Source organism: Candidatus Villigracilis affinis, from assembly GCF_016705895.1.
Taxonomy (GTDB): domain Bacteria; phylum Chloroflexota; class Anaerolineae; order Anaerolineales; family Villigracilaceae; genus Villigracilis; species Villigracilis affinis.
Genome location: NZ_JADJKT010000005.1, coordinates 55,250 through 81,502, shown reverse-complemented (window position 1 = coordinate 81,502; position 26,253 = coordinate 55,250). Strand labels below are relative to the sequence as shown.

The following is a 26,253-nucleotide window of genomic DNA, read 5'->3' as shown; positions in this document are numbered from 1 at the left end:
GGTCGTAATATTGAAACCAGTTCTGAACCACAGAGACACGAAGACACTGAGGAAAGATCAAAAAAACTCCGTGCCTCTGTGCCTCCGTGGTTAAGTTTTTCGGCTTTTACAAGAAAAGATTGGCGATCCTGGGCGCCGGGGTTGCTTGCGATCCTAGGGGTGATTTTATATGTAGCGCAGGCATGGCGTTACGCACATACCACTATCCCCGGCTTGGATGAAGGCTCCTATCTTTTCAAGGGATATCTTTATCTGCACGGCGTGTACGAACCTTTCGAGCCTTATGGTCCGTTGACCAATAAGGCTCCTTTTGCATTTTTGATCCCCGGCTTTGCTGAATATATTTTCGGTGCTGGTCTGCGCACCGGGCGCTTTTTCATGATCTTCCTCGGCTTGCTTGCCATTTTGGGGACGTGGATCACCGCCCGCCGCTGGGCTGGGAATTGGTTTGCGACGGCCACAGTTTGGGCGTATGCGCTCGCGCCGACGGTGATCAAGATCCACGCCATCACTGCTTCTGAGGTCATCATTGCCTGCATGCTGGCATGGATGTGCGTTTTCATTCTTGCGGAGGAGCGTCCTATTTGGCAGATCGTGGCGGGGTCAATTCTCGGTGCGCTGGCCGTGTTGACGCGTCAGAACATGGTCGTGGTATTGCCTTTGCTCGTTCTGTACGTCTTTTGGCAGCACGGCAAACAAAAAGGAATCGTTTCTTTTGCGGCCGCCTCGGCTATCTTTCTCGCAGTCCACATTTATTACTGGCCCAATATCCTCACCATTTGGGCGCCGTGGCTCCCCGATGGCCTCACGCCTTTCCTGAATCCGTTTCGCCTGCCGAAGGAAGCGGTTCCCGTTTGGGATCCATCCATCGATTTTTGGAATCGGACGATCGCCTTCTTTCAGGGAATCCGCTACCATTTCATTCCCGCCGCTGGGAGTATTTTTGCGCTGATGATTTTGCGCATCCCACGTGACTGGAAAACTGTCCCTGCCATGCGAGCGGCTTTGTTCCTCGCCCTGACATATTTCATCCTCTTCGCCATGCACGGTTGGGCGGCGGTGGCGAGTCAATACGAGAGTTATAGTTGTGTCTATTGCTTTACGCCATACCTGTCGTTTTTCGATCCGCTGGGAATCCTTTTTACGGTGATCGTCCTCTCGCATTTGGCGAATCGAACTCCGTCCCGTTGGATTCTGCTTCTCGGCGCAGCGACCCTGCTCACCCTTGCGACAGGATTCGGATTTTCATCCTTCGACAGCCTCAGCCGATTTTTCCTCGATCTCCCTGTTCCGCGCATGAGCGGTGGACAATTTCTGCCGGGCACGACCACCCTGTTGGCGTTTATCACCAACAAATTCGGCACGGAATTGATTTGGGTCAAGCGATATATTTCTGCGGCACTGGGTTTGCTGGTGGGGCTTGCGGTCCTGTTGATGGCAGGCATTCTCACGCGCCGCATGAAGGATTCTCAAGCCCGCCCGGGATTTGCCTTCGTTTTGCTCAACCTGTCCATCGCCATGGGGTTGATCCTTTCTCCGCTGCTGCATGTGGGCGGCCGCAGCATTGACTGTGAAACGGATATGCTGGTTGCCAATGAGCAGGTCGGCGCTCACCTTGCAAGTTTCATCCCCGCGGATAGTCTGGTATATTGGGACGGCGGATTGTCCTTTACCCCGATGGTGTATGTTCCGCAGGCGCGCGTTTTCCCGGCGCAGATCAATGATGGCTATTCCTACCGCATCGGCGGTGATGCCGATACGCTGGCCCGTTTCAGTCACTGGAACACCGAGTTGAAGGAAGAATGGAAAGCCAGTGCCGATATTTTCATCATTCAAGCCAAACGCTACACACTCTGGAAGGATTTTCTGAATCCGAAAGAGTTTGAAGAGTACCCCAAACCGCCCGTGGCCCCCTCCTGCGAGGATGGGTCTGAACTAAGGATATTTCACAGGCTGCCATGAATCTTTCTCTCGTAACTCCAGTCTATAACGAGCAGGATAACCTGCCGCTTTTGTTCGAAGCCATTAACAAGGTCATGCCCACAATGAATCGCACATGGGAAGTGATTTTGGTGGATGATGGCAGTCAGGATAACAGCCTGGCTGTTTTGAACGAATACGCCAAAAAAGACCCCGCCCATGTGCGTGTGATCTCGTTCCGCCGCAACTTCGGGCAGACCGCGGCCATTGCCGCCGGGCTTGATTATGCCCAGGGCGAGATCATCGTTTTGTTGGATGCCGATATGCAGAACGACCCCGCCGACATCCCGATGATGCTTGCCAAACTGGACGAAGGCTATGACCTCGTCAGCGGTTGGCGCAAGAGCCGCAAAGACAATGCCATCACCCGCAATTTTCCATCCATGATCGCCAATCGCATCATTTCGCGTGTGACCGGGGTGCATTTGCACGATTATGGCTGCACGCTCAAAGCCTATCGCCGCGATGTGCTTGAAGGCTTCCGCTTGTATGGCGAAATGCACCGCTTCATTCCGGTCTATGCCCATTCGGTTGGCGCGAAGATCACCGAGATGGCGGTCAATCATCATCCGCGCAAGCATGGCAAAACCAAATACGGCCTGGAGCGGACCGCGAAAGTTGTGCTCGATCTGTTCACCGTGAAATTCCTGATCTCCTATTCCTCGAAGCCCATTTATCTGTTTGGCGGTGCGGGCGGATTCCTCATGGTGGTCAGCGCCATCATCATGTTATATCTTTTTGTGCGCCGCATTTTCTTTTTGGTCGCCATTGCCACTTCGCCGCTGCTTCAAATGAGCGCGATGTTCTTCATCCTCGGGTTTCAATCCATTTTGCTGGGCCTGATCGCGGAGCTGCTGGTCCGCACCTATCATGAGTCACAGCGCAAACCCACCTATACCATCCGCACCATGATCAACCTGGAGCAGGACCCGCGTGATTAACTGGCTCAGCAAAAACCGTCAGACCGTTGCGCGCGGATTCGGCAGTGTTCTGGCGTTGGTGCTTCTGGCGGTGTTGATCCAGGAGCAGGGGGATGGCGAATTGTTTTCCGCCTTCCGCCGTGTTTCACCGGGGTATTTCGGGCTGGCGCTTGTTGTTTTGCTCGTTTCGCGGTTGTTTGCCATTTTGCGCTGGCATATCCTGCTGCGTTCAGCGGGTGTGAAGATTTCCTTTCTGCGTTCCGTCGAATTGACATTTACCGGCAATTTCTCTTCCAATTTTTTGCCGACCACCATCGGCGGGGATGTGGTGCGCTTGACCGGCGCCATGCAGCTTGGGTATGACCGCGCCATTTGCCTCGCCTCGCTCGTTGTGGACCGTTTGGTGGGGATGGCGGGAATGGCATTGGCCCTTCCCTTTGGGCTGGTTCCGCTTTTCGCGCTTTCGAACGGCGCGGCTCAATCTGCTGCATTTTCCGCTCTCCTCCAAAAAGGCATGGACTTTGTCCGCCGCACGTTCGAATCGCTTTCAATCTGGCTGAAGAAACCCTCTGCCTTGTTTGGGTCCCTGTTGGCTACGCTGGGCAATCAAGCGTTCATTTATTTGATGGTCTATTTTCTGCTGTTGGGCATCGGTCACCGCCTTTCGTTCTGGCTGGTGGCGGGCATGTACACCCTCTCTTATTTCGTGACCCTGATTCCCATTTCCATCAACGGCCTCGGCGTGCAGGAACTTTCGATGACGTTTTTGCTCACCAGCCTCGGCGGGCTGACCGAATCAGAAAGCGCCACGGTGGCTGTGCTGGTGCGCATCATTTTTCTCATCACCAGCCTGCCAGGTGCATACTTCCTGCCATCCATCCTTGCGGCAATGAACAGCAAGGAAGTTGACGAAAGATAAACCTGATATCGGAGTCGCGGATCTCACTCCGCCCGATTTTTGAACGACACAGGTCTGCTTCCGCAATGAAACCAACCTCCCCGAAAATCTTCTGGCAAACATTCATCACCGCCACCATCCTCCTGAGCGGACTGGCCATCTACCAGACCGTTCAGCGTGTGGCTGAGTTGGAGATCACCCTCTGGCGTTCCAAATGGATTTTGCTGGTGGGTTTGTTTGCATTGAACATTTTTGCGGGTGCGTTCGTGCTGCGACAACTCTCCAGCGATCGCGCTTCCTTCTTGACCGAAAAACTGGTTGCCATCCCGCAAAGCAGACTCAACCAGTTGGCTGGGTTTGTGTTGCTCGCCTTCGGCTTCTCTTTGGTTTGGGTGGTTCGCCTCTTTTTCTTTGGAAATATCCTTCCGCAAATTGCACCCATTTTCTGGGTCTTTCTTTGGGCGAGCCTGTTGCAGGCGTTCGGCCTGAAATTGCTGACAGGCAAAGACTGGTCTGTGCTTTTTGCGGTGATCGTGCTTGTGCAGGGGGTGGTCTATCAAACCTTTGGCCACCTGACCATCGTCTCGGCGTATCCATTTTCCATTGGCTATTCTGAAGCGGGACGGCATTATTACGCTTCGTTGTTCTTTGCAAAATCGCTGTACGGAACGGAACTCGCGCTTCCGTTTTTGCATCCCACACGCTATTTTTTGATGTCGCTTCCATTCCTGGTGGACGGTTTGCCGCTTTGGGCGCATCGCCTCTGGCAGTCGCTGTTGTGGATCGGCCTGACCGCAGCCTCTTCCGTGTTTTTGATTCGCCGCTTAAACCTCAAAGGGTGGATGCGATTCGCGCTCACCGCGTGGGCGTTCGTGTATTTTTTTCAAGGCGCAGTGTACTATCACCTGCAGGTCTGTGTCATTTTGATTCTGGCGGGTGTTTCAACAAAACATCCGTGGCGCTCGTTGCTCTTCATCGTCCTTGCTTCGTTGTGGGCGGGGGCGAGCCGCGTGAACTGGTTTCCCGTCCCTGCGATGCTGGCGATCGCGATCTACTTGCTTGAAACGCCGCTTGAAGGGAAGGGCTGGCGTTACTGGCTGACCCCATTCCTGTGGGGCGTCTGCGGACTTGCTGCCGCGTTCACTGCGCAGTTTGCATTTATATTGCCATTTCAGGCAATGCCGATGCACGTAATTTCGGTTCCAGTTTTACTTCTGATTTGATTTGGAGCCGCCTGCTTCCGAATGAAACCTTCCCAATGGGGATTTTATTGGGAATTGCGATCGTCTCTGCGCCGTTGATTTTTGCGTTCATTCAAATGATCCGTGGAAGGCTTTCTCATTTGCATCTGCTGCGCTGGCTGGCGCTGGCTTCATTGCTCTTTGTGCTTTTTGCTGGCGGCATGATCGTCAGCGTGAAGATCGGCGGCGGCGCAGATTTGCACAACATGGATGCCTTCCTTGTGATGCTGGCGTTGATCGTCACGACCTTCATCGGTGGGCGGGTGGCAGGGGAGCGCGGAGCGAATCCTGTTTGGGGGCTGAGTCATTGGTCGGTAACGGTGGCAGCTTTCCTGGTCCCGCTTGGATTCGCGCTGCCGCAAATTGGATTCTTCCAAAGTTACGATTCAATCCTTGTCGAAGCGGATATCCGTATGTTGCAGACATCCGCAAAAGAGGCACAGGGTGAAATCCTGCTTGTCACTGAACGTCAGTTGTTGATCTTCGATGAGTTGAAAAATATTTCGCTCGTGCCCGAATACGAACAGATGGAATTGATGGAGATGGCGATGTCGGGCAATCGCGATTATCTTGAAAAGTTTTACTCCGACTTGCAAGGCCATCGCTTTGCCATCATTATCGCCGAGGAGCAAAAATTTACACTGCAAAAACAGGGCGCCTTCATCGAGGAGAACAACGCCTGGGTGCGTTTCATCGGCACGCCGATTCTATGCGCCTACAAACCTGTTGAGACTCTTTCTTCAACCAATATTCAAATTTTTATTCCGCGCGAAAACAACGCTGATTGTAAAGATCCATTTTTGAAATAAACCCTCATCATCCGCTTCCATCCGTTTATCCGTTGCTATAATCCGCTATCAAAATGCACATTCTGCTCATCAACAGCGAGTATCCACCCATCGGCGGCGGCGCAGGCAATGCCAGCGCCAACCTGGCGCGTTGCCTCGTTGTGCTGGGTCACAAGGTCACAGTGCTCACGGCTCGCTTCGAGGACCAGCCTCATTTGGAAACTCGTGATGGTGTGACGATTCACCGCGTCTTATCTTTGCGCCGCAGACAGGATCGCTCGACTGCTTTTGAGCAATTGACCTTCATCGCCTCCGCTTCTTTCTGGAGCTTGAACTGGATTCCGCAAAACAAGCCGAACGCCACCTTGGCATTTTTCGGCGTGCCCTCGGGCGCAGTTGCCTGGCTTTTGAAAAAACTTTTCCACATTCCGTACATTGTCTCCCTGCGTGGCGGAGATGTGCCTGGCTTCCGCCCCTATGATTTCAAGACCTTTCATAAAATGGTCGGACCGTTTTTGCGCGTCATCTGGCATCAAGCGGACTCGGTCATTGCCAACAGCAACGGACTGCGTGACCTCGCGCTCGCATTTGACTCGTCCATCGAGATTCCCATCATCCCCAACGGCGTGGACGGGAATCAATACAGGAACGAATCGCGTGACTGGGCTCCCGCGCGCTTGTTTTCCGTTGGGCGCATTGTCCACCAAAAGGGACTCGACCTCGGCTTGCGCGCCCTCGCCCAACTCAAAGACCTCGACTGGCATTGGAATATCGCGGGTGACGGTCCGCAGTTGGATGCGCTCAAATCGCTGGCAAACGAACTCGGGCTCAGCGACCGTGTCACCTTTCTCGGCTGGCAATCTCGCGCCGAATTGACTCAGTGGTATCATCGCTCGAACCTGTTCCTGTTCCCCTCACGGCATGAAGGCATGCCCAACGCCGTGCTCGAAGCCATGTCCAGCGGATTGCCCGTGGTGGCGACGAGAATCGCAGGCAGTGAAGAACTTGTTCTCGACGGCGAAACGGGGTTGCTGGTCACAACGGAGAACGTGACCGAATTGCGCGACGCCCTGCGAATCGTATTGACCGATTCCACCTTGCGCGAAAAAATGGGCACAGCCTCGCGCCTGCATGTCGAACAAAATTACACCTGGCAAAAAGTCGCGGAACAGTATCAACTCGCTCTGAAAAAATCCACCGACCTTTGACCTTTAACTTGCAACTTTCAACCTTCAACCTTAAACCTGGAACCTTAAACCATGTGCGGCATCTGCGGACTCTCCCACTCAACCAATCAAAAACCTGAGCGCTCCCTGCTCGAAAAAATGAACTCCGCCATCGCGCATCGCGGACCCGACAGCGACGGCTTTCACACCGACGCGGGCGTGGGTCTCGCCATGCGCCGACTCGCCATCATCGACGTCAGCGGCGGCGACCAGCCGATTGCCAACGAAGATGAATCCGTGTGGATCGTTTTCAACGGCGAGTGCTACAACTACCCTGAAATGCGCGCCGAACTCGAACGGCGCGGACATCGCCTCGCGACCAAAACCGACACCGAATGCATCGTCCACTTTTACGAAGACGAAGGCGATGACTGCATCAAACGTCTGCGCGGCATGTTCGCGTTTGCGTTGTGGGATGACAAACGCAAAAAACTTTTGCTCGGTCGTGACCGCCTCGGCAAGAAACCGATGTATTACACCATTCAAAACGGCACCATTTATTTCGGCTCCGAACTCAGCGCCATTCTCGCCGCGCTTCCGCACAAGCCCGAGATTAACCTCGAAGCCATTGACCTGTACCTCAGCCTGCAATACATTCCCGATCCGCACACGGCGTATCAGGGCATTTACAAACTTCCACCCGCGCACACCCTCGTTTGGGAAAACGGCGCGGCACGCATTCAAAAATATTGGGACTACAACTATCTTCCCAAACATACCGCCAGCGAAGATGAACTCATCGAAGAACTGCGCGCCCGCCTGCGTGACGCGGTCAAGATGCGCCTGCTCAGTGAACGTCCGCTTGGGGCGCATCTCAGCGGCGGCATCGACTCGAGCATCATCGTCGCGCTCATGTCCGAGTTTGCCAGCGGACCTGTCAAAACGTATTCGGCAGGTTTCGAGGAACAGAATTTCACCGAGCTTCCCTACGCCCGCGCCGTCGCGCAAAAATACTCCACCGACCATCACGAATTCACGCTGACCTACGGCGACATCCCCGCCACGCTTGAAAAGATCGCCTATCACTTCGGCGAGCCGTTTGCCGATGCCTCCGCCATTCCGCTCTATCACCTCTCCGTGATGACTCGCGAGCATGTCACTGTTGCGTTAAATGGGGATGGCGGCGATGAGGACTTCGCGGGCTATCAACGCTACTGGCTGGATGGATTTGCCAACGCCTACGCCCGCGCGCCTCGTTTCTTAACCCGCAGCCTGATCCCGTCCATTGCAAATTTTCTCCCCGATAATTCCGACCGCCCCGTGGGGCAGAGTCTCATCAACGGCATCAAGCGCCTCGAACAGATTCCCGAAATTGACCGCCGCGCCAGCATCCTGCGCTGGGGATCGTACTTCTCGCCGCGTCAACGCTCTGCCTTGTGGAAACCTGAATTCCGATTCGATTCTGCCAACGCCCAAAATTTACTGGCAAAGCAATTTGACTCCGCTCAAGGCTCCTACCTCGACAAGACTCTCTACACCGACCTGCATACCTACCTCCCTGGTGATCTCCTCGTCAAAGCAGACCGCATGACGATGGCAGCCTCCCTCGAAGGACGCTCGCCTTTCCTCGATCATGAAATCGTGGAGTGGTCTGCCCGTTTGCCCGACCATCTCAAGGTCAAAGGAAGAAGCGGAAAATATCTGCTTAAGAAGGCATTTGCCAAAGAGTTGCCAGATGCCATTAAAGGCCGCGGCAAACAGGGATTCGGAATCCCCGTCAGCGCCTGGTTCCGTGGACCGCTGTATGATTGGTCGAAGCAGATGTTATTGGGGCAGGGCAGTTCATTGCATCAGTGGTTTGATGCAGGTGTATTGGCGAAACTCATCGACGAACACAAATCCGCCCGTGTCGATCACGGCAAGCGGCTGTATGCGTTGTCCATGCTGGCGGTGTGGGCGAACTCGTTGTAGCATGACCGAATCCCCAAAAAAAATCCCGTTCTGGAACATCGCCAAGATCATCCTCGCGTTGATCCTGGTCTGGTTTGTTTTATCCAAAACCGATCTGACTCAACTCTACGCCCTGCGTGAACGGATCTCTTTGCCGTGGCTTGCGGCGGTGATCGTTCTGTATTTTTCCCTGACTTTACTCAAAGCCCTGCAATATTATTTCCTCATCGGCCGCCGCGTGGATTATCCGCAGGTGTTGAATATCGTTGTGGTGCAAAACGCCATTTCAAATTTCATTGCTACGAGCGCGGGCATTGCGTCGTATCTTGCTTTGTTTCGCGTCGAGCAGGGAGTCAAAGTCAGCCGCGCCGCGCTGGCATTTCTCCTCGCCAAAGTCGGTGACCTGATCTCGATCTGGCTGTTCATGCTGGTTTCCAGTTTGCTCGTCTGGCCGCTGGTGGATTCATTTCATAGCCTGATACTTCTTTCTCTATCTTTCATTGGCGCTGCGATCCTTGGCTTTTTTGCAGCAGTTTTCTTGCGCCAAAAATTTGTTTCCATTCTGGCTTGGTTTGTGGAAAAACTAAAACTGTCGCGGCTGGGTTTTGTCAACAAGTTGATGGATTTGCTCTCCACTCTTGCCGAGCAGGAGCATGGATTTGTCTTTCGCATGGTCGGCACGGGCATTGCGTTCTCGCTGATCTACATGGCCGTCACCATGCTGTGGCTGTACGCCAGCCTGCAAACCTTTTCTTTCGATGTTCAGTTTTTACAAGTTGTTTTCGTCAATATCTTCATGCAGTTGATCTCGTATCTGCCCATTCAAGTCTTCGGCGGCTTGGGCGTCAACGAAACGACATCGCTATATCTCTATAGTATTTTTAACTTCCCTCAGACCAAACTAGCCGCAGTGCTGATCGGCACACGCCTGCTTTTCTATCTGACAAACCTTGCGGTGCTGTTATACTTGCCCGTGCATACTTTGTTTTTTAGCCGTTCCGCGCAAAAACAATAGACATCCCCATCCGTTTGTCCGCTTCTCAATCCGCTTTATGCAAACTGCCTCCCCAAAAAATATCATTCAATTATTTACCATAGGCTTAGTTTCAAGTATCGTTTTTGCTTTCCTTGAAATCAAAGCCCTGTGGACTCTCGATCAAATTTGGAATAAATTGCTCACGCCGCTTGGCGTGGCTGCAATCGTTGTTTACATTCTTTTTGCCATTGCAGGAATCACCGTCCTCTTTTTGAGCTTGTGGAATCCAACCTCGCTTCGTGCATTTGCTCAAAAAATGAAGAAACTTCGCTGGTTGGTTGCTTTTGTCGCAATCGGATTCGTTACCTGGATTTATCTCTTCTCCCCGTGGCAGATGACTCTCACCATGCCGTGGACTCAATTCATCGTCGCCGCGGCTCTCGCCCGACTGTTGGCCTGGTGCTTCGTCCCCGAGCAGGATCAGCCCTTCGGCTGGAGTGACCTCGCACTGGCATTCAGCATCTTCCTTTATCCACGCATTGTGCAGGAAGTGCGCCAGTATTTCCCCGCGCCGCTTCTCACACGGGGATCCATTGCAGTGGGGTTTGCTTTTCAATTTGCATTGCTCGCTGTCTTGTATGAATCAGTAGGAAAGACCCTGCTTGCAAAATTGATCGAGCTTCGCTCTCGTCTCGAACCTGTCCGTTTGATTTTGGCGGCTTTGTTTTTACTGGCTCCGTTTGTCTATCGCTACTCCACTGGCCCGAAGGAATTCATTTTATATTTCAACATCCGCTTCATGGTGGTGTTGATCGCTTTATGGTTCGCCGCGTATCTGCTTTGCAAAGATTCGAGCCGACTCATTTCGTCCGAGTCATTCGGCGTTGCTGCTGGCTGGCTGGTGCTTGTCTCTGCCATTACGCGCTCACTCCTGCTCGTTGTGGACGATCCCTTCGGCCTGTACTGGTCTGAAGGCAATCGTTTGTACGATTACTCGCTCGTCTTCGGACAGGATTTATACAACTACACGGGCCGTATTCCCGACCCATACAACACACCCGGGCGCTACGGCCTGTGGGGAGTGCTCTACCTTTGGCAGGGACTTCCCATCTGGGCGCATCGTTTGTGGAATGTCGCCTTGCTCACTATCCCCTCTTTTGTGCTGGCTTGGGCGTTGACTAAAAAACTATCCCCATCCTTTTTGCGGCAGATGGTTTTTCTTTGGGTCACGGCTTTCTTTATTTTGCTTGCGCCTTTGCATCCGCCATTCATGATCATGACGGTCATCGTGGCCTTGTTCATTTTCCACCCGTCGCCGTATGTGCGCGGCGCTTCGCTTGTAGCTGCCAGCCTCTACGCTGGCATCAGCCGCTGGACCTGGGTCTTCGCACCCGGCGCGTGGGGCGCGCTGACCGATCTGCTTTTGTTTTATCCGAAACGCGAAGGCAACTGGTTCAAGCGTTTGCTTCCAACAATTTTGATGGCCGTGCTCGGTGCTGTCCCTGGATTTTTGCTGAACATTGGAAATTTTCTTGGATACACAACGGGAGAGAACACTACCGCGCAACAGCCTTTGCTTTGGTATCGCCTCCTGCCTAATCTGACGCTTGGTCCGGGCATCGTGTTGTTGATCCTGCTGACGACGGGTCCGCTGTTGGTGCTGTTGGCTTACAAAATGTCCACCCGCCAGTGGAAATTAGATGGATTTCAATTGCTGGCTGTGTGGGGCGCGTTGATCGGTTTCTTTACCATCGGCTTAGTCATCAGCACCAAGATCGGCGGCGGCGGTGACTTGCACAACCTCGACATGTACATCGGCACTCTCATCGTGGTGACCATGCTTGGGTTGACCGGGCAGGTTGAGGGTCAGGATGTGAGGCGTTGGTCTTCATCCGCATTGACGATGCTATGCCTGCTTGCCATTCTTCCAATCTATCCATTCACGCCATTTCATCCATCTGCTGGATCGCATGCCTGGCTCGACCTACCCACACGCGAGGATACCGACAAGGCTTTGAAGGTTATCAATGATGCGGTTGGAAATTATTCCGAACTTGGCGAAGTGTTGTTTATGGACCAGCGCCAGTTGTTGACCTTCGGTTATGTGAAGGCGATTCCCTTTGTGCCCGAGTTTGAAAAGAAATACATGATGGATCAGGCGCTGGCTTCGAATGAAACATATTTCCGCCCGTATTATCAAGACCTTGCGGACAATCGTTTTGCGTTGATCGTGACCGAGCCGCTCAAAGTGGGGTTGAAGGAAGAGGGCGGCGTGTTTTCTGAGGAAAATGATCTGTGGGTCAGGTGGGTTTCCGCGCCGACGTTATGCTTTTATGAACAAATTCACACCGATAAAACCGTGGGTATCGAACTGCTCGTGCCGCGTGAAAACCCCGTCGGCTGTGAAAAATATTTGAAATAGGTGGTCTTTTGAATCTATCTTATTTGCTTCCACGCGTCTTGCGTCATTTCATGCCTGAGTCGGTGGCGCGCTTTTTGTTGAAACGCCGCTGGATCATCCGCCCTGGATTGGAATCAAGTGACCCATTTGCGGCGGTTGAACAATACATGGCTGGAATATCCGCCAGCGGAAAATCCTTGATCGGGAAGCGGGTGCTCGTCTTTGGATATGGCGGCCGTTTTGCAGTAGGCGTGGAATTGCTGCGGCGCGGCGCGGCGCATGTGGTGCTGTGCGATCATTTCGTGCTGCTTGACAGGGAACGTAATTTGGAATTGCTCCCTGAATACACGGAATATCTCGTGGCTGAAAATGACAACGTAAGGCCGCGTGCAGAATATATCACCATGCTGCACGGGGATATTCGTGAAGAGTCCATTCAGAAGCAGGTCGCGGAAGTGGATGTCGTTTTGAGTACATCGGTGTACGAACATTTAGATGACGTCAAAGGCATCACACAGGCCCTGGCAAAATTGACCGCGCCCAACGGATTCCACCTGCATTTCGTGGACCTGCGCGATCATTTTTTCAAATATCCCTTCGAGATGCTTACTTTTTCCGAGAGTGTGTGGCGGAATTTCCTCAACCCGACGAGTAATTTGAATCGGTTTCGCTTGAATAATTATCGGGATGTGTTCGATACGTATTTTCAAAAGGTAGAAATCAGGATTTTGGAACGCCTTGAGAGCGAATTTCGCGCCGCCCGTTCACGCATCCGCCCTGAATTTCTCACTGGCGATGAAACTGTTGATTCGGTAGGCTTGATTCAAGTCATTGCTGAAGTGAAAAAGCAGTGATGGTTTCAACGGCTACTGCTTTACTGAGTTGGAGATATTTATAATGCAACAACGATTTGCCAGTTTCATCATTCGAAACGAAAAACTTATTCCCGTCTTTATCTTTTTACTTTTTCTCGCGGCTTCCGTCCCAGGCGTGAATTGGGGCGTGCCTGCGCTTTGGAATCCCGATGAAATGATCTGGCGTGTGGATAGCGCCCTGCGCGGCGAGATCATCTTCGACGAGACCGAACCCGATTTTAATTATCCGTCGCTTCCAAAATACGTGATGTTTGGCATCGGCAAGATCGTGTATGGCATGGGAGGCACGCCTTCCGATTTTTATATTTCGGCGCGCGTGTTTTCTGCTTTGTTGGGCGCGGTGGCTGGTGTACTTGTCTATTTCATGGCGCGTACCATCGGCATGGATGTGTTGACCTCCGCGCTGGCTGGCCTGCTGTATGTTTCCAGCGGTGTGGCGGCGGCCAATGGGCGTTTCGCACACAATGACCTGTATTTGCAGTTGTTTTCCGTTCTTTGCGTTTATTTCGTGATCAAGTATCAATTTACAAAAGCGCGGCTGTGGTTGTACGGTTCATTCTTTTCGGTGGGGCTGGCGGCTTCGAGTAAATTTACGGGCGGCAGTTTGCTGCTTGTGCCATTGTTCGTGTTTGTTTTTATGAATTGGAGCGAGGTTCGCAAGAACTGGCTGCAATCGTTCGAAATGCTGTTCATCGGTGGTGCGCTCAGTTTTGGCGGGTACATCCTTGGTACGCCCAAGGCGCTGTTGTGGATGGCGTATTATTTCAAGCGCGTCATTCCCGCATTACAGCGTTACCCGCAATATGGATTCAATTCAGGCACGCCCATCGGGTTGTTCGGTCAATGGCCTGTCTTTGAAGACGCAGTGGGGACCTTTGCCTACTATATTTTTATTCTGTGTTTCATTTGGTTTGCAGCCAAGTTGATTCTATGGAAACTCGGCAAACTGCAAATGGATGAAACGCAGGCGCAGGCGATCATGATCCTCGCCGCCACGGTTTTGCTTTTCGACCTGCCGTTCATGATCTCGATCAATTACATCCCGCGCTACTTCATTCCGTTTGTGCCGTTCCTGTCCATTATGGGCGCGCTTTTTATCAAAGAGATCGTTGAAATTGCGAAAGCCAAAAACTGGAAATATGTTCCGCAGGTTGTTTCTATTTTGCTGGTTGTGGGTATCACCTATTCCATGCTGCGGCTGGCGAGCACGGCCCTGCTTTTTATGAACGACGCGCGCATGCCTGCCAGCGAATTCGTCGCGGACCTGCCCGGCGAAGGCAAGACCATCGAATACACTCTGTATCCGCCCATCGTGAACAAAAAGCAATTTGCGAAAGCCTATAACTATCCTGTTTTCTTTTTGAAGTATCCCACCGATGTCGTCCCCACAGGCGGACGATACGAATACAATCAAGGCGAGGCGGGATTAATAGACCGCGAAACCGACTACCTGATTATTGATACGCTTACCTATGGGCGACTCTACACCGAATCCGTGTGCGTGACCAACCCCGTGGAATGTGATTTTTTCAAGCGCCTTGTCGCTGGCGAAATAAAAACCTTCCGCTTAATGAAGGAATTTACCTACACCCTCCCGCCCTGGCTGCCAGATATCTCCCTTTCGGCGGTCAACCCCGAGGTCCGCATCTACGAACGGGTCCGTTAAAAACGACAGTCACCTTCGAGTAGAGGGTGACTGTCGTTTTTTTTATCACTTCACAAAATTCCCCACCGTATATACCGACCCGGCAATGGGTGGCGTGCTCTGCATGTGGATGACATGTCCCTTCGAAAATGCCTTGTGTGCGGCTTCTTCGATTTCCTTCTCGGTCGAGAAATGTTCATCGCGGATATTGTGCCCGAGCAGGCGGAACATGAACACCATGAACGGTTTTTCAACGGGCGTTCCATAAACCATCTGCCCGCCAGGTTTCAGCACGCGGTTCACTTCCACAAACGCCTGTTTCAATTCGGCGGGTTTGAGATGCTCCAAAATGCTGACCAACAGCACCGTGTCGAAGAAATTATCCTGATACGGCATCTTCAACACATCGCCTTTTTCCAGAAACAGCGGAATCCCCGTCGGCTCAAATACAGACTGAACAGCGTGGATATCCGCCGTCAAGTCAATGCCGTGGATTTCCTTGTACATATCGTGCAGGTTGGGGAAGGCCAGTCCCGTGCCGAAGCCAACTTCCAGCACGCGTTCGCCGCCTGTGCATTCGCCCAGCGCCAATTCCACGCGCTGGCGGTACATTTTTCCAAAGACGGGCCAGTAATAATATTTGATCGGGTCGTATTGATTGACGCCTTTGTATTGTGAGGCGGGGAGTAATTTTAGTTTTGGGGGCATGCTTTTTCCTGTTTTTTGTTTTAAGTCCCATGATTTTACCCGAATATTATAAGCTGTCTGAAATGGTGGTCGAAGGACGTACCGCAACCGCCAATGATCTGCCAATCTCTATTGATATAATCCTCTTGAAATCTTTTTGTGGAGCATTGCCTTTATGTCTGTTTCATCAGACCAGTCTGTTCAAAAAAAATGGATCGCCCTCTTCGTCGTGTGGATCCTGCACGGCGTTGTTGCCCTGTGGCAATTTCTGTCCCTGCCCTCGGAGGGATTGTCCATTCAACGCATGGGGATGCTCGGGTTGTTATTGGCCTGGATTATCTTTGCCGTGTTCCTGGCTTTCTCGGCTTTTCGACAACTCCGCTGGCTGAATGATCTTCTTGTCAAAATCAACAGATCCTCCACAAGAGATGCTGTTTTCATCACCTCCGTTCTGGTTTTATTTATCCGCATCAGTTTGATGTTTCTGCTTGGGCTGGCTGCCCAAACTCCAGAGTTTCGTTACGGAGCCTATGCCGAACGCCTGTCGCCGTTTTTGGATCTGCTGGCTTTTGTCGCGTTCGAAATCGCCGCGCTGAATTTGTTTTTTGTCTTTCGGGAGGGGAGTGAATATGTCGGGTTGATTAAGTCCATTTCGGCGAAACTGTTCATCGGTCTGGGCTTGATCGGGGTTGTGGTCCTCTATATTTCAAAAACCGACATGGGCATCGCTCCCATTTACAAAGGTGATTGGGCGCGCGGACTTCCCGCCGTGCCATTGCTCGAATGGCAGATTTTGCTTGCCGTGTTGTTTTGCATCGGCACAGTCCTCGCCGAAGTGGATGGCCGCCTGCTGAAAATTCCCCGCCTCGATCTGTGGATCGCTCTTGCGGTTTGGGTCGCCACGGTTGGCTTGTGGCTGAGTCAACCCACCGTGCCGAATGCCTCGGCCCTCGAACCGCGCGAACCGAATTACGAAATCTACCCATTCATTGACGCGCACACCTACGACAAATTCGCCCAATCCGTTTTGATCGGCAACGGGTTTGGCCCCAACGAAATTCCCCAGCGTCCGCTTTACATCGTCTTTCTGGTTTTCATGCACACGGTCGTCGGGCAGAATTACGAAAATGTCATCGCGCTCCAAACTTTGTTCTTCGCTGCGTTCCCCGTTGTGTTGTATCTGTTCGGTAAAGAATTTTTCGGGCGGCCTGTCGGCATTTCGCTGGCTTTGCTTGCGGCCTTGCGCGATTTCACCTCGAATCTGGTTTCGCCCATCACGGGCAACATCAGTTATTCAAAACTGTATCTCTCCGAAATCCCGACCGCGATCTGCCTTATTTTGTTTTTGCTCATCGGCATCCGTTGGATCAAATCGGGTTTTCCTCTCTATCTCGGTTTTCTGCTTGGCGGCGTATTGGGCATTGGCATGTTGAATCGCACGCAGGTGGTTGTGGCGTTGCCTGTTTTGCTTTTCTTCGCGTTCATTCTCCAGCCGAAAAAACTTCTTTCCATTATCAAAGGCACACTTCCAATGCTGGCGGTGATCGCGCTGATCGTTGCTCCATGGCTGTGGCGCAACTGGCAGATGACAGGCAAGATCATCTTCGATAACCCCGCCTCGCAAACCGCCAACCTCGCCCTGCGTTACAACCGCCTCAACGGCGAAGATGTGGACATTCTGCAAAAGCCAGGCGAATCCAATTCCGAGTACAACGACCGCATGGTGGCGATGGCGAATCATGCCATGTCGGTTAATTCGCAAGGCATTTTCAAAGCGATCGCAAGTTCATTTATCAATCACGGCATCAACAACATTTTGCTTTTCCCGCTCCGCAACGACCTCGCATCTCCTGCTGAACTCCTCACCCCAACCACGCCGTTCTGGCAGCAATGGGAAGGCCGCCCCAATATCTCGCAATCGCTTTTGCTCGCGTTCTATGTTTTTCTTTTTTCGCTCGGCGTCGCCACCGCCTGTCAGCGCAACGGCTGGCTTGGCCTTCTGCCGCTCATGGTCAACCTCGCCTACAACCTGTGGACCTCCATCGCCCTGCTCTCCGGTCAACGCTTTATGCTTTCGATGGATTGGTCCATTGCCATGTATGATTTACTCGGCCTCTTTGCATTGCTCAGTATCTTTTTCTATGCCCTCGAAAACGGACGCGCCAAAATCCTCAAGTGGTACGAGATGAATGCGGTTTCAAGTTCTCCAATTATCCAAAACAAAAAATGGCCGCAATATGTATTTGCAGGCTTGATGTTTTTCGCCGTGGGCGCATCCCTGCCTTTGAGTGAGATGTCTTTCCCGCAGAGATACCCAACCCTCGGGCAGAATCAGCCCGCTGACCTGACTCTCCTCTCAAGCCTCGCTCAAGCGGACCTCGAACCTGCCTGCCAAAAACTGGCAGAATCCAACGGGTTGGAGATCGTGCGCGGGCGTGCGTTGTATCCACGCTTCTACGCAGCAGGTGACGGCGAAACCTTCACCGATTCCGCTGGCTACAAAAAAGTGGACGAAGGCAGGCTGGTGTTTGATCTGCTTGGTCAGAGAAATCACCGCGTGATCTTCCCCATGAGCCAATCCCCTGAATTTTTCCCCAACGCATCCGATGTGACCATCTGGTTCGATAAAAACGAATCTCCCTGGTTCGTTTTGGTTGAACAGGGAGATTCTCAAAGGTTTTATGTTTCGGATGCTGTTTGTAAGTAACGCATTGTCGGGGTGCGACGCACTCTCTGTTTACACAAACTTAATTCGTCTCGCCGCAAAGGCCACCATTCTAAAAAGCAGAATGCCGTGCTTCCAGCGCGAGATGTTGGTGGTGCCGTAGGTGCGGTCGCGGTAGCGGATGGGGAGATCGATAATTTTGCGGTTTAATTTTGCCGCGCCGAAGATCAGGTCAAAATCGCCGAAGGGATCGAAATCGCCAAAATAGGAACGGTTGGCGGCGATCTTTTCGTAATCTTCGCGCCACATCACTTTTGTGCCGCATAACGTGTCTTTGATCGGCTGTCCCAGCAGCCACGAGAATGCCATGCTGAATAACTTGTTGCCGATGAAGTTCAGCGTGCGCATGGCTTCTTTTTCCATCGGATACACCAAGCGAACCCCATTGATAAATTCGCCCTTGCCCGATGCGATGGCTTCATAGAATCGCGGCAGGTCTTCGGGTGGGACGGTGAGATCTGCGTCGAGGATCATGAGGATGTCGCCAGTGGCTTTCTCGAAGCCGAGTCGTACTGCGTCGGCTTTGCCAATGCCCGTTTGTTGAAAGACCATGCTCGGGGTTAAAGGGTGAAGCGGAATTTCATCCTGAATCGTTTGGAAGGTGTTATCGCGCGAATGTCCTTCGACGAAGATCAGTTCGGTCTTTGATCCCATCTTGGGCAGGCGCTCGAAAATATTTTTGATGTTGCCCGCTTCGTTGCGCGCGGCGACGATCACGGAAACACTCGGATTCTTCGCAGGCGTTGCTGCGGGACGCGCGATCACAAAATTGGACAGCGCAAAATCGCGGAACGGCCAGAGCTTGACGAGGTAACGATCCGCGAGGCCGCCGAGGGGCAGGGGCCAAAGCACCTCGCGCATGGGACGGATGCTCTCGAAGCCTGCGAGGCGCAGCATGTTGTCCACGTCTTCGGGAGTGAGCCAGTTTTGGTTGAGCATGGGCGCAGCGAGGTTGAGGCTTTGCGCAATCGTCAGCGGAAGCTGCCAGACATGGCTGTAAAAATTGAGAAGCAGGCGCGTGTGCGGCGTGCAGAATTTTTTCACCTGTTCAAGCGCGCGCTGCACATCCCACAGGTCGTTGACCGAGTCTGAAAAAATGATCACATCGAAGGTGCCTTCGAGGCTGGAAAGATCGTGCGCGTCGAGTTGGTGATATTCGATTTCGGGATGGCGGGCTTTGGCGCGCGCGATCATCTCGGGTGAGAAATCCACGCCGACGCCGTGCGAGGGTTGCAGGTGCGCGATGAGACTGCCCGCGCCGCATCCAATTTCAAGGATGCGCTGGTTGGGGTTGACAAGGTATTTGTAGATCTGGATCAAGCGGCGGTGATACCAGCGCCCGAGCCCTGCCCAATGATCGCGTTTCTTCGCGACCTTGTCCCAGTGGGCGATGCGGGTTTTCTGGTATTCCATGCCTGCTTCATCGAAAAGTGGAGTTGTTTTCATGGCGGGGTGATTGTCCTGTGAGTCTTTATTTTGAGTTTGAACAATTAATTGCAGTGTATTGAAACATGCGGGACATATGATTCTGAGTTATAATTCAGTCACTGAATTTTGGAATTATAAATCATGAGTGTTGAATCAACAAACGAAGAACTCCGTGAATTAACCCTGCTCGAACAGATCGAGAGCGATCCCGATGTCAACCAGTCCACGCTTGCCACACAGTTGGGCGTGGCGGTGGGCACGGTCAATTGGCATTTAAAGCGGCTCATCGCCAAAGGCGCCGTCAAGGTTTCGCGCGCCGAGCGCAAGAAACTGCGCTACATCATCACCCCCGAAGGCCTCGCCCTGCGCGCCCGCCTCGCGGTGAATTATGTCGAGCAGTCTTTTTCCGTGTACCGCCGCACCCGTCAGCGCGTGAAAGATCACGTGGCAAAACTGCGCCATGCGGGCTACGACCGCGTGCGCATCGTTGGCTCGGGTGACGTGGCCGATATTTGCAAGCTCACCTGTCTCGAACAGGGCATTTCCGTTGTCAACGACAAGTCGGCGCCCTCGCTCGTTTTGGATGGATACAAAATTAGATTGGAGGGATTGGAATGACCGACCGTCATGTGTTGATCACGGGGGGCGCGGGATATATCGGTTCCATCCTGACCTCGGAACTGCTGCGCCAAAATTACAGAGTCAGCATCTTGGACAGTCTACTGTTCGGCGGCGAAAGCATTGTCCCGTTTTTGAATCATCCCAACTTTCACTTTGTCAAAACCGATGTGACTGAAAAGCGCGCCGTCAAGGATGCGATCAAAAAAGACTGGCAGAAACCCGATTCGGTCATTCACCTCGCGGGCATCGTCGGTTTTCCAGCCTGTCAGGCGGTGGGGAAGCAGGTGGCGTGGAAGTACAATGTCGAGGCCACGAAAATGGTCTTCGAGCAGTCAGCAGATTTGGGCGTGGAACGATTCGTGTTCGCGTCCACGTACAGCAACTATGGGCTGAGTCCCGATGGAAAGCCAGTCAACGAAGAGACCCCGCTAAATCCGCAATCGCTGTATGCCGAGACCAAGATCGCCGCAGAGGAATTTTTACTCGCACAAAAAGATGCAGCCATTGCGCCGTTGTTGTTCCGCTTTGCCACACTGTATGGAATTTCTCCGCGCACGCGTTTTGATTTGATCGTCAATCAATTCGTGCTCGATGCATTTACAAAACGCTTCCTCATCATCTATCAGCGCGGATATTCGCGCTCGTTCGTTCACATCCGCGATGTGGTGCGCGGCGTGATCATGGGCCTCGAAGCCGAAAAGGCAAAGGTGCGCGGACAGGTTTTCAATTTGGGAACCGATAATGGCAATTACTCCAAGGATGATATTGTGCGCCTCGTTTTGAAACGCATGCCCGAAACCGTGGTCGAATACAAAGACCTGACCTTCGGCGGCGATATGCGCGATATCACCGTATCGTTCGAGAAGATCAGAAATGTGCTCGGCTTCGAAACGACTTTGGATGTGGACGACGGCGTGCGCGAAGTGCTGTTCGCGCTGAAATCTGGGCTGATCCGCAACCCGACAGATGACCGTTATCGCAATGCTCAATTCATTGTTCAATAAATGGAGATAAACATGGCAGAGAATTTTTGGCAAAACAAAAAAGTGATCGTCACTGGCGGAGCGGGCTTTTTGGGCTCGTTCGTCATTGAAAAGCTGAAGCAGCGCGGCGCGACCGATATTTTCATTCCGCGCATTGAGAATTACAACCTTGTTGACCCCAACGATATCAAACGCCTGTATGCCGATACGCTTGCTGGCGTTGACCCGAAGAACGTGGTCGTCATCCATCTCGCCGCCAACGTGGGCGGTATCGGCGCGAACCGCGAACACCCCGCCGACTTTTTCTACGATAACCTGATGATGGGCGTGGAACTGATGCATCAGGCGTACAAGAACGGCATCGGCAAATTCGTTGCCATCGGTACGGTTTGTGCATACCCCAAGTTCACACCTGTCCCGTTCAAAGAAGATGACTTGTGGATCGGCTACCCCGAAGAGACCAACGCGCCTTACGGTCTCGCCAAGAAGATGATGCTCGTGCAGGCTCAGGCATATCGCCAGCAATACGGTTTCAACGCCATTTTCCTTTTGCCGGTGAATCTGTATGGTCCGCGCGATAATTTCAACCTCGCGACCTCGCATGTGATTCCCGCCCTCATTCGCAAGGCGGTTGAAGCAGGTGAACGCGGCGAAAGGGAATTGCTTGCTTGGGGAGATGGTTCTCCCACCCGCGAATTCCTCTACGTCGAAGATGCCGCCGATGGCATTGTCACTGCCGCTGAAAAATACAACGGCGACCTGCCCGTCAACCTCGGCTCTGGTTACGAGATCTCCATCAAAGACCTGACGGAGATGGTTGCCAAGCTCACAGACTTTCAGGGCAATATCGTCTGGCAGACAGACAAACCCAACGGTCAGCCCCGCCGCGGACTGGACGTTTCCCGTGCAAAAGAACTTTTTGGTTGGAGTGCGCAAGTTTCCTTCGAAGAAGGTATGCGCCGCACCATTGAATGGTTCAAGGCGAACCGAGACAAAATTAAATAAGTTGCGGGTGACAAGTTGAAGGTTAAAAGTAAAACCGACCTTCAACTTTCAACTTTCAACCTTAAACCTTATGACCGAACTTACCAAACACGAACCTCACACCATTTACATTAAGCCATCCAAAGGTCTTGCGGCGCTGAATCTGCGTGACCTGTGGATCTACCGTGAATTGATCTTCTTCATGGTCTGGCGCGATGTGAAGGTGAAATATAAGCAAACCCTTTTAGGAATGGCCTGGGCTGTCATTCAGCCGTTGATGACCATGCTGGTCTTTACCTTTTTGTTCGACAAGGTGGCCAAGCTTCCCACAGAAGGAATCCCCTATCCTGTTTTTTCATTCACAGCTTTGCTGCCGTGGGGATTGTTCGTCACTGCGCTTAACCAAGGCAGCCGTTCACTTGTAGCGCATAATAACATGGTGACGAAGATCTACTTTCCGCGCCTGATTCTGCCCATGTCGGCAGTCTTTTCAGGGTTGGTTGACTTTGCGATTGCCTTCGTTATTCTGGTGGCCTTGATGTTTTACTATCAAGTCACCCCTGCGTGGAATTTGCTTTGGACGCTTCCGCTTTTTCTTTTGCTTGCGATCGTGACCGCGCTTGGTGTTGCCCTTTGGCTTTCAGCGATCAATGTGCAATATCGTGACGTAAACCAAGCCCTCCCGTTTCTGACTCAGTTTTGGCTGTTTGCCACCCCCGTGGCATATTCCGCCACTGTGATCTCTGCGAAATGGCAGGTCTTATACTTTCTGAACCCAATGGCGGGTGTGGTCAACGGGTTTCGCTGGTCATTGCTCGGCATTGGCAATGGCCCTGATATTACGCTTTGGGTTTCAACGGGTATTTCGATATTGATTTTTGTTTCTGGCCTTTTCTATTTTAGAAGCATGGAAAAGACTTTTGCGGATACGATCTAATGACAACAGCAATCAGCGTAAAGAACATTGGCAAGCAATATAAGATCGGCGCGGCGGAGACGAAGTTCCGCTACAACATGCTCCGTGATGTGATCGTGGATACGGTCTCTGCGCCCATTCGTCTGGCAAAGGCGATGATCGGCAGGTCAGACCGTCGCTTGAACCAGAATTATGTCTGGGCGTTGAAGGATGTCTCCTTCGACCTTGAGGAAGGCAAAGTGCTTGGCATTGTGGGACGCAACGGCGCGGGCAAAAGTCCACGCTGTTGAAGATACTCTCCCGAGTCACGGAGCCGACCACGGGTACCGTATCTGTGCGCGGACGGGTTGGCTCGCTGCTCGAAGTTGGGACGGGTTTTCACCCTGAGTTGACGGGGCGCGAGAACATCTACATGAATGGCGCCATCCTCGGGATGCGCCGCTCTGAAATTGACGCTAAATTCGATGAGATCGTGGATTTCTCCGAAGTCACGCAATACATTGACACCCCTGTCAAACGCTATTCGTCGGGCATGTATTTGCGCCTTGCGTTTGCGGTGGCTGCGCACCTTGAACCTGAAATTTTGGTCGTGGATGAAGTGCTCGCGGTGGGTGATGCCGAATTCCAGAAGAAATGTCTCGGCAAGATGGGTGACGTTGCCCAGCAGGGACGTACGGTTTTGTTTGTCAGTCACAATATGTCCGCGATTTTGCGGCTTACGCAGGAAGCGATTGTCTTGAACAAAGGTCAGCTCATCATGCGCGGACCGACTCAGGAAGCCGTGGACTATTATTTGTCATCGGGGCAATCGCAGGCAGGCGAGCGCACTTGGGAGGCAGATGAGGTTCCAGCGGCGAGTGCTCCTTTTGCGCCGATCAGCTTGAAGATTAAAGAAAGAGGCGGGAAGATCGTGGATACAGTCCGCTCCACGGAACCTGTCACCGTTGAGTTTGAATACAAGCTCAGTTCCCCCGTCACAGGCCTGCGTGTTGGACTTTACGTCGGCACCATGCGCGGCGAGTACGTTTTTACATCGTTTGATACTGACAGCCCCGCACTCTACGAAAATTTTGACACTCGCACTGCGGGCCACTACATCAGCCGTGCGGAATTCCCTGCGGATATGTTTAACGAAAGTCGTTACACCGTTGGCGTGAATGCGAGCTCTTTCGGTGTGCGCCGTTACTTCATGGACGAGAATGCGTTGGCTTTCAATGTTGATATCTCTGGCGCACCTGGTACACAATGGGCAGAGCCGCGTGTGGGACCTGTGCGGCCAAGACTTGCGTGGAAAATCGAAAAGATTGGATAGAAGGTAATTAGTAATTGGTGATTCGTAATTGCCAGTTATCGTTTACCCATTACCCCCATGAATAAAAACCTCCGAGAACTTTTGGGCGACCTGCCCTTCACTGCCGAAATTGACTGGATGCTTCGGTCAAAGAATCGTCCACGCAAAGATCATTTCAATTTGGATCGTTTACAAAAATCACTGCCAGCAGCAGTTGAAGTTGTGAAACCATTTGCGGAAAGCGCGATGCCAGGAAAAAAAGTTTTGTTCTTTGCCACGCTCCATTATTGGATCGAGCAATCTGCATATCTTGGCTTGGTGCTCGCTGGCATGGGGCACGATGTGACGTTGTTGACCCTGCCTTATTCCGAATGGCATAAGCAAAAGGATAAATTTACCCAACGTCAGCGTGTGCTTCATACTTATGATGCGCTTGCATGTTCTCGCCGTTGGTGAAGCACGTTTCGATGCTGGATATGCAATCGTCATCTCTTGCCACGCACGGGACTCTGCGTGCGGTTCGGCATGATGATCTGCCAGAAAAGATATTGGCGGATATCAAAGAGGTTTCTCTTTGGGATGTGCAATACACCCTGATGCGCGAAGAAGTGGATATGAACGATGCAGGGGACAAAGCCTTGTATGACCTGCGCATCGAACGCAACACCTTTGCCGCCAAAGCCGCGCTTCAATTCATGCAGACGGAAAAGCCCGATGTGGTTTTGATCCCGAACGGCTTGATCCTCGAAATGGGAATTGTCTTCCGTGTGGCGCGCCACCTCGGCATTGATGCGGTCACCTACGAATTCAACGATCAGCGCGAACAGATCTGGCTGGCGCAAAATTCCTCCATCATGCAGCAGGAAACGGATTATCTCGTTGATGCGCGCTGTTCACAGCCAATGACCGATGAAATGTTCGAGCGTGTGGCAGACCTTGAAAATGCCCGCCGCGGCGCTCGTGTGTGGGGTAAATCAAAACGCCTCTGGCAGTATGTCTCTTCGCAAGGGGCGGCAGAGACTCGCAAGATGCTGAACCTTGATGACCGCCCTGTGGTGATGCTTGCCGCGAATGTGCTTGGTGACAGCCTCACGCTGGGACGCGATATCTTTGCCGCTTCAATGACCGAGTGGATCACGAAGACCGTTCAATATTTTGCCAGGCGGACGGATGTGCAGTTGGTCATCCGTGTGCATCCTGGCGAAAAACTGGTGCCGCAAGCCAAGTCGATGGGGACGGTTGTGAAAGAAGCTTTGCCAGAACTTCCCAGCCACATCCATGTCATCGGCGCGTTGGACAAGGTCAACACCTATGACCTGATCGAGATCGCAGATGTCGGGCTGGCGTACACCACCACGGTCGGGCTTGAAACCACGATGAACGGACGCCCCGTCATCTCTTGCGGGCGGACCCACTACCGCGGACGCGGAATCACCATTGACCCCAATACATGGGAAGAATACTACGCCACCCTTGAAAAAGTTTTGAGCGACATCCCCGCTCATCAAATGACCGAAAAGCAGATCGAGTTCGCGTGGAATTATGCCTACCGATTTTTCTTCGAGTACCCGCGTCCCTTCCCCTGGCGTTTGATGAACTTCTGGGACGACCTTGCCGAGCATCCACTCGAAAGTGTGTTGAGCGAAGAAGGCAAGGCGCAGTTCAAGGACACCTTTGACTTTCTGGTGGGTGAGCCGTTTACCTGGAAGAATTATTAATGTCACGCAGGCACAAAGGGTCACAAAGAAAGACCCTTCGCGGTGACACAAATAAAAATA

Annotated in this window: 22 protein-coding genes; 20 read left to right on the top strand and 2 right to left on the bottom strand. The window is 52.4% G+C overall.

Features of this window, described 5'->3' with window-relative positions; translation table 11 throughout:
* Positions 1-141: 141 nt before the first annotated feature.
* The 11 genes from IPI86_RS03015 (at position 142) to IPI86_RS02965 (ending at position 14,861) form a co-directional block, all read left to right on the top strand.
* Positions 142-1,962, top strand: coding sequence for a glycosyltransferase family 39 protein (locus IPI86_RS03015; protein WP_345296506.1), 1,821 nt, complete (start codon positions 142-144; stop codon positions 1,960-1,962).
* Complete coding sequence (locus IPI86_RS03010) at positions 1,959-2,921, top strand: glycosyltransferase family 2 protein (RefSeq protein ID WP_345296505.1); 963 nt, start codon at positions 1,959-1,961, stop codon at positions 2,919-2,921. Before IPI86_RS03015 ends, IPI86_RS03010 begins: the two co-directional genes overlap by 4 nt.
* A complete protein-coding gene (locus IPI86_RS03005; RefSeq protein WP_345296504.1) occupies positions 2,914-3,819 on the top strand; it encodes a lysylphosphatidylglycerol synthase transmembrane domain-containing protein in 906 nt (301 codons plus the stop codon). The genes IPI86_RS03010 and IPI86_RS03005 overlap by 8 nt, the downstream gene beginning before the upstream one ends.
* A gap of 65 nt (positions 3,820-3,884) precedes the next feature.
* Positions 3,885-5,021, top strand: coding sequence for a hypothetical protein (locus tag IPI86_RS03000; RefSeq protein WP_345296503.1), 1,137 nt, complete (start codon positions 3,885-3,887; stop codon positions 5,019-5,021).
* 35 nt (positions 5,022-5,056) lie between these two features.
* The gene (locus IPI86_RS02995) at positions 5,057-5,848 is read left to right on the top strand and encodes a hypothetical protein (protein ID WP_345296502.1); all 792 of its coding nucleotides are present in this window, start codon (positions 5,057-5,059) and stop codon (positions 5,846-5,848) included.
* Between the two features lie 53 nt (positions 5,849-5,901).
* The gene (locus IPI86_RS02990) at positions 5,902-7,035 is read left to right on the top strand and encodes a glycosyltransferase family 4 protein (protein ID WP_345296501.1); all 1,134 of its coding nucleotides are present in this window, start codon (positions 5,902-5,904) and stop codon (positions 7,033-7,035) included.
* 51 nt (positions 7,036-7,086) lie between these two features.
* Entirely contained in the window at positions 7,087-8,964 is a 1,878-nt protein-coding gene (gene asnB / locus IPI86_RS02985; protein ID WP_345296500.1) for an asparagine synthase (glutamine-hydrolyzing), read from the top strand.
* Position 8,965: 1 nt separating this feature from the next.
* The gene (locus tag IPI86_RS02980; protein ID WP_345296499.1) at positions 8,966-9,958 is read left to right on the top strand and encodes a lysylphosphatidylglycerol synthase transmembrane domain-containing protein; all 993 of its coding nucleotides are present in this window, start codon (positions 8,966-8,968) and stop codon (positions 9,956-9,958) included.
* A 37-nt stretch (positions 9,959-9,995) separates the two neighbouring features.
* Positions 9,996-12,341: a hypothetical protein gene (locus tag IPI86_RS02975; RefSeq protein WP_345296498.1), complete on the top strand. Its 2,346-nt coding sequence runs from the start codon at positions 9,996-9,998 to the stop codon at positions 12,339-12,341.
* Between the two features lie 8 nt (positions 12,342-12,349).
* On the top strand, positions 12,350-13,174 hold the full coding sequence (locus IPI86_RS02970; RefSeq protein WP_345296497.1) for a class I SAM-dependent methyltransferase: 825 nt from the start codon (positions 12,350-12,352) through the stop codon (positions 13,172-13,174).
* Between the two features lie 43 nt (positions 13,175-13,217).
* Positions 13,218-14,861, top strand: a complete 1,644-nt coding sequence (locus tag IPI86_RS02965; protein ID WP_345296496.1) for a phospholipid carrier-dependent glycosyltransferase — start codon at positions 13,218-13,220, stop codon at positions 14,859-14,861.
* 45 nt (positions 14,862-14,906) lie between these two features.
* On the opposite strand, the gene IPI86_RS02960 is transcribed toward IPI86_RS02965, so the two are convergent.
* Positions 14,907-15,548 carry a class I SAM-dependent methyltransferase gene (locus tag IPI86_RS02960; protein ID WP_345296495.1) on the bottom strand — a complete coding sequence of 214 codons (642 nt, stop codon included), beginning with the start codon at positions 15,546-15,548 and terminating at the stop codon, positions 14,907-14,909.
* 154 nt (positions 15,549-15,702) lie between these two features.
* On the opposite strand from IPI86_RS02960, the gene IPI86_RS02955 reads away from it, so the two are divergent.
* Positions 15,703-18,234: a glycosyltransferase family 39 protein gene (locus tag IPI86_RS02955; protein WP_345296494.1), complete on the top strand. Its 2,532-nt coding sequence runs from the start codon at positions 15,703-15,705 to the stop codon at positions 18,232-18,234.
* A gap of 30 nt (positions 18,235-18,264) precedes the next feature.
* Here IPI86_RS02955 and IPI86_RS02950 read toward each other — a convergent pair whose 3' ends face one another.
* Positions 18,265-19,698 (bottom strand): glycosyltransferase, encoded by a 1,434-nt coding sequence (locus IPI86_RS02950; protein ID WP_345296493.1) that lies wholly within the window; start codon positions 19,696-19,698, stop codon positions 18,265-18,267.
* Positions 19,699-19,821: 123 nt separating this feature from the next.
* Here IPI86_RS02950 and IPI86_RS02945 point away from each other — a divergent pair, with 123 nt between their 5' ends.
* The 8 genes from IPI86_RS02945 to IPI86_RS02910 all read left to right on the top strand — a co-directional run bounded on the left by IPI86_RS02945 (position 19,822) and on the right by IPI86_RS02910 (position 26,193).
* The gene (locus IPI86_RS02945) at positions 19,822-20,298 is read left to right on the top strand and encodes a winged helix-turn-helix domain-containing protein (RefSeq protein WP_345296492.1); all 477 of its coding nucleotides are present in this window, start codon (positions 19,822-19,824) and stop codon (positions 20,296-20,298) included.
* Entirely contained in the window at positions 20,295-21,305 is a 1,011-nt protein-coding gene (locus tag IPI86_RS02940) for an NAD(P)-dependent oxidoreductase (protein WP_345296491.1), read from the top strand. Before IPI86_RS02945 ends, IPI86_RS02940 begins: the two co-directional genes overlap by 4 nt.
* Positions 21,306-21,317: 12 nt before the next feature.
* Positions 21,318-22,289, top strand: a complete 972-nt coding sequence (locus tag IPI86_RS02935; RefSeq protein WP_345296490.1) for a GDP-L-fucose synthase — start codon at positions 21,318-21,320, stop codon at positions 22,287-22,289.
* A 70-nt stretch (positions 22,290-22,359) separates the two neighbouring features.
* Positions 22,360-23,205: an ABC transporter permease gene (locus IPI86_RS02930; protein WP_345296489.1), complete on the top strand. Its 846-nt coding sequence runs from the start codon at positions 22,360-22,362 to the stop codon at positions 23,203-23,205.
* Positions 23,205-23,474, top strand: a complete 270-nt coding sequence (locus tag IPI86_RS02925) for an ATP-binding cassette domain-containing protein (protein WP_345296488.1) — start codon at positions 23,205-23,207, stop codon at positions 23,472-23,474. The genes IPI86_RS02930 and IPI86_RS02925 overlap by 1 nt, the downstream gene beginning before the upstream one ends.
* Positions 23,471-24,496 carry a Wzt carbohydrate-binding domain-containing protein gene (locus IPI86_RS02920; protein ID WP_345296487.1) on the top strand — a complete coding sequence of 342 codons (1,026 nt, stop codon included), beginning with the start codon at positions 23,471-23,473 and terminating at the stop codon, positions 24,494-24,496. Before IPI86_RS02925 ends, IPI86_RS02920 begins: the two co-directional genes overlap by 4 nt.
* Positions 24,497-24,553: 57 nt before the next feature.
* Positions 24,554-24,931, top strand: a complete 378-nt coding sequence (locus IPI86_RS02915; protein WP_345296486.1) for a hypothetical protein — start codon at positions 24,554-24,556, stop codon at positions 24,929-24,931.
* Complete coding sequence (locus IPI86_RS02910; RefSeq protein WP_345296485.1) at positions 24,913-26,193, top strand: hypothetical protein; 1,281 nt, start codon at positions 24,913-24,915, stop codon at positions 26,191-26,193. The genes IPI86_RS02915 and IPI86_RS02910 overlap by 19 nt, the downstream gene beginning before the upstream one ends.
* Positions 26,194-26,253: the final 60 nt, after the last annotated feature.

Excerpts from the sequence above, each read along its gene's own strand:
- IPI86_RS03010 (WP_345296505.1), top strand. The coding sequence starts at position 1,959 with ATGAATCTTTCTCTCGTAACTCCAGTCTATAACGAGCAGGATAACCTG.
- IPI86_RS03000 (WP_345296503.1), top strand. The coding sequence starts at position 3,885 with ATGAAACCAACCTCCCCGAAAATCTTCTGGCAAACATTCATCACCGCC.
- IPI86_RS02995 (WP_345296502.1), top strand. The coding sequence starts at position 5,057 with ATGGGGATTTTATTGGGAATTGCGATCGTCTCTGCGCCGTTGATTTTT.
- IPI86_RS02990 (WP_345296501.1), top strand. The coding sequence starts at position 5,902 with ATGCACATTCTGCTCATCAACAGCGAGTATCCACCCATCGGCGGCGGC.
- asnB (WP_345296500.1), top strand. The coding sequence starts at position 7,087 with ATGTGCGGCATCTGCGGACTCTCCCACTCAACCAATCAAAAACCTGAG.
- IPI86_RS02980 (WP_345296499.1), top strand. The coding sequence starts at position 8,966 with ATGACCGAATCCCCAAAAAAAATCCCGTTCTGGAACATCGCCAAGATC.
- IPI86_RS02975 (WP_345296498.1), top strand. The coding sequence starts at position 9,996 with ATGCAAACTGCCTCCCCAAAAAATATCATTCAATTATTTACCATAGGC.
- IPI86_RS02965 (WP_345296496.1), top strand. The coding sequence starts at position 13,218 with ATGCAACAACGATTTGCCAGTTTCATCATTCGAAACGAAAAACTTATT.
- IPI86_RS02960 (WP_345296495.1), bottom strand. The coding sequence starts at position 15,548 with ATGCCCCCAAAACTAAAATTACTCCCCGCCTCACAATACAAAGGCGTC.
- IPI86_RS02955 (WP_345296494.1), top strand. The coding sequence starts at position 15,703 with ATGTCTGTTTCATCAGACCAGTCTGTTCAAAAAAAATGGATCGCCCTC.
- IPI86_RS02950 (WP_345296493.1), bottom strand. The coding sequence starts at position 19,698 with ATGAAAACAACTCCACTTTTCGATGAAGCAGGCATGGAATACCAGAAA.
- IPI86_RS02945 (WP_345296492.1), top strand. The coding sequence starts at position 19,822 with ATGAGTGTTGAATCAACAAACGAAGAACTCCGTGAATTAACCCTGCTC.
- IPI86_RS02940 (WP_345296491.1), top strand. The coding sequence starts at position 20,295 with ATGACCGACCGTCATGTGTTGATCACGGGGGGCGCGGGATATATCGGT.
- IPI86_RS02935 (WP_345296490.1), top strand. The coding sequence starts at position 21,318 with ATGGCAGAGAATTTTTGGCAAAACAAAAAAGTGATCGTCACTGGCGGA.
- IPI86_RS02930 (WP_345296489.1), top strand. The coding sequence starts at position 22,360 with ATGACCGAACTTACCAAACACGAACCTCACACCATTTACATTAAGCCA.
- IPI86_RS02925 (WP_345296488.1), top strand. The coding sequence starts at position 23,205 with ATGACAACAGCAATCAGCGTAAAGAACATTGGCAAGCAATATAAGATC.
- IPI86_RS02915 (WP_345296486.1), top strand. The coding sequence starts at position 24,554 with ATGAATAAAAACCTCCGAGAACTTTTGGGCGACCTGCCCTTCACTGCC.
- IPI86_RS02910 (WP_345296485.1), top strand. The coding sequence starts at position 24,913 with ATGTTCTCGCCGTTGGTGAAGCACGTTTCGATGCTGGATATGCAATCG.